This window comes from Kingella denitrificans ATCC 33394 (assembly GCF_000190695.1).
GTDB lineage: Bacteria > Pseudomonadota > Gammaproteobacteria > Burkholderiales > Neisseriaceae > Kingella_A > Kingella_A denitrificans.
Genome location: NZ_GL870929.1, coordinates 1,052,562 through 1,059,583, shown reverse-complemented (window position 1 = coordinate 1,059,583; position 7,022 = coordinate 1,052,562). Strand labels below are relative to the sequence as shown.

At 56.5% G+C, this 7,022-nt stretch carries 7 protein-coding genes and 1 tRNA gene; 5 read left to right on the top strand and 3 right to left on the bottom strand.

Going from position 1 to position 7,022, the window contains the following annotated elements; all coding sequences use genetic code 11:
* Positions 1-132: 132 nt before the first annotated feature.
* Together HMPREF9098_RS05250 and HMPREF9098_RS05245 are read right to left on the bottom strand one after the other, a co-directional pair.
* Positions 133-549, bottom strand: a complete 417-nt coding sequence (locus HMPREF9098_RS05250) for a hypothetical protein (RefSeq protein WP_003782672.1) — start codon at positions 547-549, stop codon at positions 133-135.
* 123 nt (positions 550-672) lie between these two features.
* On the bottom strand, positions 673-1,221 hold the full coding sequence (locus tag HMPREF9098_RS05245) for a carboxymuconolactone decarboxylase family protein (RefSeq protein ID WP_003782669.1): 549 nt from the start codon (positions 1,219-1,221) through the stop codon (positions 673-675).
* Between the two features lie 176 nt (positions 1,222-1,397).
* Here HMPREF9098_RS05245 and HMPREF9098_RS05240 point away from each other — a divergent pair, with 176 nt between their 5' ends.
* The 3 genes from HMPREF9098_RS05240 to HMPREF9098_RS05230 are packed head-to-tail and all read left to right on the top strand — an operon-like array spanning position 1,398 to position 4,184.
* Positions 1,398-3,119, top strand: a complete 1,722-nt coding sequence (locus tag HMPREF9098_RS05240) for a biotin--[acetyl-CoA-carboxylase] ligase (RefSeq protein ID WP_115324901.1) — start codon at positions 1,398-1,400, stop codon at positions 3,117-3,119.
* Positions 3,116-3,685, top strand: a complete 570-nt coding sequence (locus HMPREF9098_RS05235; RefSeq protein WP_003782665.1) for a hypothetical protein — start codon at positions 3,116-3,118, stop codon at positions 3,683-3,685. The genes HMPREF9098_RS05240 and HMPREF9098_RS05235 overlap by 4 nt, the downstream gene beginning before the upstream one ends.
* A 31-nt stretch (positions 3,686-3,716) precedes the next feature.
* Positions 3,717-4,184: a tetratricopeptide repeat protein gene (locus HMPREF9098_RS05230; RefSeq protein WP_232617973.1), complete on the top strand. Its 468-nt coding sequence runs from the start codon at positions 3,717-3,719 to the stop codon at positions 4,182-4,184.
* 44 nt (positions 4,185-4,228) lie between these two features.
* Here HMPREF9098_RS05230 and HMPREF9098_RS05225 read toward each other — a convergent pair.
* Positions 4,229-4,304 (bottom strand) — tRNA-Phe (locus HMPREF9098_RS05225).
* Positions 4,305-4,579: 275 nt separating this feature from the next.
* On the opposite strand from HMPREF9098_RS05225, the gene HMPREF9098_RS05220 reads away from it, so the two are divergent.
* Both HMPREF9098_RS05220 and miaB read left to right on the top strand, forming a co-directional pair.
* Positions 4,580-5,398: a basic amino acid ABC transporter substrate-binding protein gene (locus HMPREF9098_RS05220; protein WP_003782663.1), complete on the top strand. Its 819-nt coding sequence runs from the start codon at positions 4,580-4,582 to the stop codon at positions 5,396-5,398.
* A gap of 298 nt (positions 5,399-5,696) precedes the next feature.
* Positions 5,697-7,022: a tRNA (N6-isopentenyl adenosine(37)-C2)-methylthiotransferase MiaB gene (gene miaB, locus HMPREF9098_RS05215; RefSeq protein WP_003782662.1), complete on the top strand. Its 1,326-nt coding sequence runs from the start codon at positions 5,697-5,699 to the stop codon at positions 7,020-7,022.

Below are 7,022 nucleotides of genomic sequence, written 5' to 3'. Positions count from 1 at the left end.
TAGTTTATTGATACAATTCAGATATTTGCCATGATGAATTGCCGTCCAACCCAAGGGCGGTGGGCAATACAAAAGCAGCCTGCACATTCAAATTCACAGTGCAGGCTGCTTTCGCATCAGGCAACGGGCTGCCTACCGGTTCTGAAATATCCCATTCTCCGTCAGCTTTTCGTCCGTGCGGCGGAACAAAGCGTCCATGTGCTGCAAGGCTTCTTCACGTGTCGCCCTTCGCGGCAGGTACACCATTTTGATGACACGCTCCGAATAGGCATCGTCCGAAAAATAAGCATCGGTGGGGAAATGGTAGGATGCGGCGGCTTTAATGTCCACAATCCGCGCCGCCGTGTCCAAATACATGCAATACAGCTTGTCGGCCTGCGCATCGGCATAACAGTTTTGGATTTCTTGGATGGCGCCCTGTAAACCCGATTGCTGATAAGTGGCGGCAAATTGGCGCACGGCCTTGTCCAGCTGTGCTTCGTTGTCGGTAATCGGTTTGGCGGCCAGCAGCGACGGCGCCAGCAGCAGCGCGGCAAAGATTTTTTTCATGTCGGTTTCCCAAATAACAAGAGAAGTGCAGGTTCTCTTTGCCGTTGTCTTTGGAGCAAAAAAAGCAGCGGCGAAAGGGGGGAAACCTGCACTTTTGATTTAATCGTTATTTAATTTACGCAATTACGCAAAATTAATCAGTTCGGGGTTGATTTCGGTTTTGGCCAAGTTGTTGGTGTAGTTGCACAATGTTGCCAAAGCCACGCCCAACACCACTTCCACGGCCTGTTGTTGCGTGTAACCGGCGTTCAGGAACGCCGCCAGTTGCGCATCCGATACCGCGCCTTTGTTTTCCATCACGGCGATGGTGAAATCGGCCAATGCGGCCAGTTTGGCATCGTCAAAATCGGCCGGATTCACGGCGCGTGAAGCGGCAATGGCGTTTTCGGACAGCAGTTTTTTCAGCGTTGCCAATTTGGTGTGTCCGGCCACGCAGAAACCGCATTCGTTGCGTTTCGCAGCGATAATCTGCACCACTTCGCGCTCGCCTGGGGTGAGGGTGGTGTTGCCGTTCAGTTTGCCGACTTCTTGGTAAAACGTCAGCGCTTCGGGCGAGTTGGCCAATACGCCGATGAGGTTGGGCAGGAAGCCGTTGGCTTGCAGGGCGGCATTCACGCGCTCTTTTGCGGCTTCAGGGGCGGTTTCGACGGTGTGTACGGGTAAGCGTGCCATGTTTGTTTCCTTATGTTTTTCGGTTGAAAATAAAAGCGGACGTAGTATAGGGCAATGCGTTTGTTTAGGCAAAGACTGTTTGGGACGGCTGTTTATAATTTCGGGTTATAAGGCGGTGCATGCCGAAAATGCGGTGTTTCGGGTACAATATCGCGGTTTTGATTTTGGATATGCCTATGCTTACCCGACAGCTCGTTTCCCTGCTGGCAGACGGCCGGCCGCACCATATTGCCGATTTGGCGCAGGCGCTCGGCTGTGTGCCGCAGCAGTTGAACCATTTGTGGCAGCACGCGCCGGAATATGTGCAGGCTGCTTTGCGCCAGCGCGACGGCGTGTGGCAGCTGGCAAAGCCTTTGGCTTGGGTGGAAGACGGTTGGCGCGTGCCGCCGTTTGAATTGACCGTGCTGCCGCAAACCACTTCCACCAGCGACGAATTGCTGCAACGGGTGCGCGCGTGCCTTCCCGTCCACAAACGGGTGGTGGCCGCGTTGGAACAGACGGCGGGGCGCGGGCGGCAGGGGCGCGCGTGGCAGACGCAGTTGGGCGAGAGCCTGCTGTTCAGCGTGGGCTGGAGCTGGGACAAGCCGCAGCATGAATTGACGGCGCTGGCTTTGGTGGCGGCGTTGGCGTGCCGGCGCGGTTTGGCGCGTGCGGGTTGCGACGTGCGCATCAAATGGCCGAACGATTTGGTAGTGGGCTTGGACAAGCTGGGCGGTATTTTGATTGAAACCGTGCGGCAGAACGGGCAGACGCACACCATCATCGGCATCGGCATCAATTTCATCAATGCCGGCGCGGTGCCGGGGCGTATCGGCGTGCAGGCTGCCTGCAACGGCAAACCGACTTCGCACGACGTTTTCAGCGCGGTGTTGCACGAATTGGACAATGCATTGACCGTGTTCGAACGGGAAGGTTTCGCGTCGATGAAGGCGGAGTATGAAGCCGCCCACCGCGACCAAAACCAGCCGGTTGCCCTGCTGCGCGACAGCGTTGTGGTGCAGTCGGGTTATGCAGCAGGCGTGGATGTGTCGGGTGCGCTGTTGCTGCGCGATTATCGCGGCGAAGAACATTTGGTCAGCAGCGGCGAAGTGAGCCTGCGCCGCCCCGAACAAGTGGCCGCCGAAAAGCAGCCTGCACACGGGGAACACGCCGCCGCGCATTATCTACTGTTGGACGGCGGCAACAGCCGTTTGAAATGGGCGTGGGTCGAGCGGGGAGAGATCGTGCGGACACAGGCGGCGCATTACCGCGATTTGACCGCGCTGGAACAGGATTGGCAGGAATATGCCCAGCCGCATACGAAGATTATGGGTTCGGCGGTGTGCGGCGAAGAGAAGAAGCAGAAAGTGCAGGCTGCTTTGCCGCAGCATATCGCCTGGCTGGGCTCGATGGCGCAGGCGGCCGGCATACACAACCATTACCGCCATGTGGAAGAACACGGCGCGGACCGCTGGTTCAATGCGCTGGGCAGCCGGAAATTCACCCAAAACGCCTGCGTGGTCGTGAGCTGCGGCACGGCCGTGACCATTGACGCGCTGACCGCCAACAATCATTATCTTGGCGGCATGATTATGCCCGGCTTCCATTTGATGCGCGAATCGCTGCTGCGGCGGACGGCACAACTGAACCGCCCAGAAGGCAGTTGGTACGCCTTTCCCACCACCACCGCCAACGCCATCGCCACCGGTATGGCCGATGCGGTTTGCGGCGCGTTGATGCTGATGCACGCCCGCCTGAAAGAGCGTTCGGAAGGCAGGGCGGTCGATATTGTCATTACCGGCGGCGGCGCAGGCAAAATTGCGCGCGCGCTACCCGAAAACTTTGCTGCCGAAAATCATGTTAAAATTGTCGAAAATCTTGTGATTTACGGATTACTCAACTGGATAGAACAACAATGAAATGGCTGTTTTTTACATTGGTCACGCTCAACCTGATTGTCTTTACGGCATTTTTGGCGCGTAAAATTTACAAACCCGAAGTGCAGCCTGCACCTGTCGTGCAGCAGCCTGTGCCGCAGCAGGCACCGCCGCAGGTCATCATCAACACGGGTTCGGTGGCGTCGCCCATGCCCAACACGCCTTCCGGCACCGGCACGGGCATTTTGGCCAACTCGACACCGCGTGCGGTACAAGTGCCGCGTCCGCAAGCCGCCGCGCCTGCCGCGCCCAGACAGCCCGCAGCACCCAAACAACAGGCCGCAACCATGGACGAACGCCCGCAACCGCGCGCCTGCTCTGCCCGCGTGAGCATCCCCGAAGATGATTACCACCGCATCAAAGGCCTGCTGAACCGATTCCCGCATGCGGCCACGCGCCAAGTGGTGGAAGGCGGCGGCGGAGAGGGCGAGCAATCGTCCGCGCGCATGAACGTCTTGTTTATGAATGTGAACGACCAAGAAGCCGCCGCCATCCAATCGGTGGTGGGACGTTACGGCAAGCTGAACCGCACGGCGTGCCCGCAATAATTCGCGTTACATTTTCCTTTTCCCATTCAAAGTGCAGGCTGCTTTTGGGGCGGTCGGTTGCCGAACCGTGCCGTTTCCCGTGCAGGCTGCTTTTTCATTGCCCGAAAGCACCACTATGAGCTTTAATCCGCAACGACTGCAACTTGACACCGCCTTTGCCCATATCGACAAAGGCAATTACGAAGCCGCCGCCCCCGTGCTGCGCCGCTTTGCCGAACAGGGCGACATCGATGCCCAATACCAGCTGGCGTTCATGCTGGAACACGGCTTGGGCGTGAAGACCGATTTGGAAGGCGCGGTGCATTGGTATGCCAAAGCCGCCGAGCAGGGCGACGATTCCGCACAGTTCAACCTAGGTTTGTCGTATGCCCAAGGCGAAGGCGTGCCGCAAGATTATGACGAAGCCGCCAAATGGTGGAAACGCGCCGCCAAACAAGACAACAAAGACGCGCAGGCTGCTTTGGAAGAGTTGGCCAAAATCCGCGCCGAAGAAAGCTGAAACGGAAAAACCCGAACGCCTAAACAACGTTCGGGTTTTAAAACTGGTGGCCAGAGGCAGGATCGAACTGCCGACACACGGATTTTCAATCCGTTGCTCTACCAACTGAGCTATCTGGCCGATGAAAGAAGCGCATTAAAACAGAAAATACGCGGCTTGACAAGGAAAACTTCCGGCCAAAGCGCAACGTCCTTGGTTTACAAGGAAAAAGAAACCGCGCCATTCCCGCCGCGCCGCCCAATCTGTCCGCCGAACCGCCGCCGAACTTGCAGCAGCGGGGCGATGTCGGTAATATGCGCAGTTTCCGCAGCGGAATGTAGTACAATGGCGAAACGCAATGCATCGGCAAAATTCCGGCAAGGTGCAGGCTGCTTTTTAATGATTAGGAGATAAAAATGTTTGTCAATAAATGGTTATCCACAATAGTATCGTGTGCCGCGTTGGCATTGACCGCATGCGGCGGCCAAAGCAGCGGCACAGCGCCTGCCGCCAATGCCGAAGCGGGCGGTTCTTCGGCTTCCGCACCCGCATCCGGCAAAGTGTTGCGCGTGGCCATGAACGCCGAGTTCGCACCGTTCGAATCGCTGGACGCACAGCAAAAAATCGAAGGCTTCGATGTGGATTTGATGAACGCTATGGCCAAAGCGGGCGGCTTCCAAGTCGAATTCCAGCACAAGCCGTGGGACAGCCTGTTCCCCGCATTGGCACAGGGCGACGTGGATGTGGTGATGTCCGCCGTCACCATCACGGACGACCGCAAAGAAACCATGGATTTTTCCGAGCCTTATTACCAAATCAATCAGGTAGTGTTGGTGGCGCCGGGTAAAAAAGTAGCCAATATCAACGATGTGCGTTCATTGTCCAAAGTGGGCGCGGTGACCGGCCATACGGGCGACTTTGCGGCGCAAAAAATCTTCGGCGCGACCAGCGAGACCATTGCCCGCTTCAAAACGCTGCCTTTGATGCTGAAAGAAGTGGAAAACGGCGGCGTGGATGCCGGCATCAGCGACAGCGCGGTGGTGGCCAACTATGTGAAAAACAACGAAGGCAAAGGCTTTACCATGGTGCAAGTGCCCGATTTCACGGTGGAACATTACGGTATTGCCGTGCGCAAGGGCAATCAGGAACTGCTGAACCGCTTGAATGCGGCGCTGAAACAGGTGCGCGACAGCGGCGAATATAAACAGATTGAGAGCAAATATTTCGCGCAATAATCGCGATAATACTCGCGCGCCGGCAGAGAAACCGGCGCGTTTTTTTATTGAGATGATTTTGATTCTCCAATAAAAACTGCTAAAATCCGCCGTTTCGTGTGCAGGCTGCTTTTTCGGTTGCCCGTTATAGTGGATTAAAATAAAAATGAGACAAGGCGGCGAGCCGCAAGGCGTACAAATAGTACGTCAAGGCGAGCCAACGCCGTATCATTGCAATTTTAATCCACTATAAAAGCAGCCTGCACGCCTGTTCCATCCATCAGCCCCGCAATTACGGGCTACCTGAAAGAAGCAAACCATGAAAAAAGTCTTTATCCGCACCTTCGGCTGCCAAATGAACGAATACGACAGCGAAAAAATGTTGGCGGTGCTGGCCGAAGAACACGGCGGCATCGAGCAAGTGAACGAGCCCGACGGCGCGGACATCATCCTGTTCAACACCTGTTCCGTGCGCGAAAAAGCGCAGGAAAAAGTATTTTCCGACCTGGGCCGCGTCAAACATCTGAAAAAAGACAATCCCAATGTGATTATCGGCGTGGCCGGCTGCGTGGCGTCGCAGGAGGGCGAGGCGATTATCGAACGCGCGCCTTATGTGGACGTGGTGTTCGGCCCGCAAACGCTGCACCGCCTGCCCAAAATGATTATGGACAAGGAAACGACTGGCTTGTCGCAAGTCGATATTTCCTTCCCCGAAATCGAGAAATTCGACCACCTACCCCCCGCGCGCGTGGAAGGCGGCAGCGCGTTCATCTCCATCATGGAAGGCTGCTCCAAATATTGCAGCTTCTGCGTGGTGCCTTACACGCGCGGCGAAGAATTCTCCCGTCCACTGAACGATGTGCTGACCGAAATCGCCAATTTGGCGCAGCAAGGCGTGAAAGAAATCAACCTGTTGGGGCAGAACGTGAACGCTTATCGTGGCGAAATGGAAAATGGCGAAATCTGCGACTTTGCCACCCTGCTGCGCATCGTCCACGAAATCCCCGGCATCGAGCGCATGCGCTTCACCACCAGCCACCCGCGCGAATTTTCCGACGCCATCATCGAATGCTACCGCGACCTGCCCAAGCTGGTGTCGCACCTGCATCTGCCGATTCAAAGCGGTTCCGACCGCGTATTGAGCGCGATGAAACGCGGCTACACCGCCTTGGAATACAAATCCATCATCCGCAAACTGCGCGCTATCCGTCCTGATTTGTGCCTGAGCAGCGACTTCATCGTCGGCTTCCCCGGCGAAACCGAGCGCGAATTCGAGCAAACGCTGAAGTTGGTGAAAGACATCGCCTTCGATTTGAGCTTCGTCTTCATTTACAGCCCGCGCCCCGGCACGCCCGCCGCCAACCTGCCGGACGATACGCCGCACGAAGAAAAAGTGCGCCGCTTGGAAGCGCTGAACGAAGTGATTGAAGCCGAAACCGCCCGCATCAACCAAACCATGCTCGGCACGGTGCAGCGCTGCCTGGTGGAAGGTGTGTCCAAAAAAGACCCCGACCAGCTTCAAGCGCGCACGGCGAACAACCGCGTGGTGAATTTCCATGGCACTGCCGATTTGATTAACCAGATGGTGGATTTGGAAATCACTGAAGCGCGCACGTTCTCGTTAAGCGGCAAACTGGCAGAATAA

What these genes read in the sequence shown, in the direction of transcription:
- HMPREF9098_RS05220 (WP_003782663.1), top strand. Translation starts at nt 4,580, where the DNA reads ATGTTTGTCAATAAATGGTTATCCACAATAGTATCGTGTGCCGCGTTG.
- HMPREF9098_RS05245 (WP_003782669.1), bottom strand. Translation starts at nt 1,221, where the DNA reads ATGGCACGCTTACCCGTACACACCGTCGAAACCGCCCCTGAAGCCGCA.
- HMPREF9098_RS05235 (WP_003782665.1), top strand. Translation starts at nt 3,116, where the DNA reads ATGAAATGGCTGTTTTTTACATTGGTCACGCTCAACCTGATTGTCTTT.
- miaB (WP_003782662.1), top strand. Translation starts at nt 5,697, where the DNA reads ATGAAAAAAGTCTTTATCCGCACCTTCGGCTGCCAAATGAACGAATAC.
- HMPREF9098_RS05240 (WP_115324901.1), top strand. Translation starts at nt 1,398, where the DNA reads ATGCTTACCCGACAGCTCGTTTCCCTGCTGGCAGACGGCCGGCCGCAC.
- HMPREF9098_RS05250 (WP_003782672.1), bottom strand. Translation starts at nt 549, where the DNA reads ATGAAAAAAATCTTTGCCGCGCTGCTGCTGGCGCCGTCGCTGCTGGCC.